Annotated in this window: 1 protein-coding gene; it reads left to right on the top strand. The window is 42.0% G+C overall.

All coding sequences use genetic code 11. The features are described from left to right. Positions 1 to 74: 74 nt before the first annotated feature. The coding region (locus GC098_RS16105) for an IS3 family transposase (protein ID WP_171644160.1) at positions 75 to 1,368 on the top strand (1,294 nt) is incomplete at its 3' end.

Genomic DNA, 1,368 nt, shown 5'->3' with positions numbered 1-1,368 from the left:
GACACTTTGAAAAAGTGTTCAAACTATGGGTACTTTTTTTGTATACTAGAGTAAGCACCGGAGGGGATTACATCATGTCTAAGAAAATCTTTAGCGAAAAAGACCAAATGAGCTTATCAAAGAATAAATACGTGATCAGGATTAGCGATAAAGCAATAACCTATGCGGATGAATTTAAGCAGTTGTTCATCGATCAATATATGGCAGGTAAGCTCCCTAGAGAAATCTTTGAAGCTAACGGGTTTGACGTAAACGTAATTGGAATTCAACGTGTAAATGAGTCTGCAAAGCGTTGGAGAAAAGCATATGGAAAAGACGGAATTATTGGATTAGCTGACTCTCGTAAGGAAGCTTCTGGACGTCCGCTGAAGCGTGAACTAACGAAGGATGAAGTAATTGAAAGACAGGAAGCAAGAATTAGACTCCTTGAGTCCCAGGTGGATTTATTAAAAAAGCTAGACACGAAAGAAAGGTTGCTGGTAGCAAAGGGAAAGAACCTAAGTAAGAGTAAGTTATTTGAGCTAATTAAAGAGACTGTAGGTCAGGGTTTGGGACGTACAACTCGCTACCTTTGCGATTTATTACACGTATCTCGCTCAGGCTATTACAACTACATCCAGGCCGTAGAAGCCCGTAAAGAGCGGTCTCTTTCGGATGCCAAAGCTGGAGAACTGATCAAGAAAGCCTTCCATAGAAAGGGCTTTAAAAAGGGTTCTCGTTCTATTAAAATGACGCTTGAGAACGAATTTGGCGTGATCTATAACCTGAAAAGAATCCGCAGACTTATGAAGAAATTTGACCTCGTATGTCCACATCGAAAACCTAATCCTTACAAACGTATGGCAAAGGCGACTCAAGAACATCGAACGCTTCCCAACAGTTTAGATCGTAATTTTAGAAAAGGTGTTCCTGGGCTTGCGTTGCTCACCGACATCACTTATCTCCCATACGGCCGCTCAGAGACGGCTTATTTGTCGACCATACTAGACGCTTCAACGGGAGAGATCCTTGCTTACAACCTTTCCAACAGCCTTACGTTGGACATAGCTACAGACACGATCGAGGCACTCATGAAGCAAAGAAAATTGAAGTTGCACAAAAAAGCATTCATCCATTCGGATCAAGGAAGTCATTATACGAGTCCCGCATACCAAAAACTTTTAAAGCAAAAGGGATTAGGGCAATCGATGTCTAGACGAGGCAATTGCTGGGACAATGCGCCACAGGAGTCGTTTTACGGTCATATGAAGGATCATGTTGACCATCGTAGCTGCCCAACCTTAGCAGAACTACAACGTAAGATTGACAGTTACATCCGCTACTACAACAATAATCGATACCAATGGGGATTAAAAAAGATGACCCCTG

The sequence above is a fragment of the Paenibacillus phytorum genome, from assembly GCF_013141715.1.
Lineage (GTDB): Bacteria > Bacillota > Bacilli > Paenibacillales > NBRC-103111 > Paenibacillus_E > Paenibacillus_E phytorum.
This window is presented reverse-complemented; position numbering and strand designations above follow the sequence as displayed.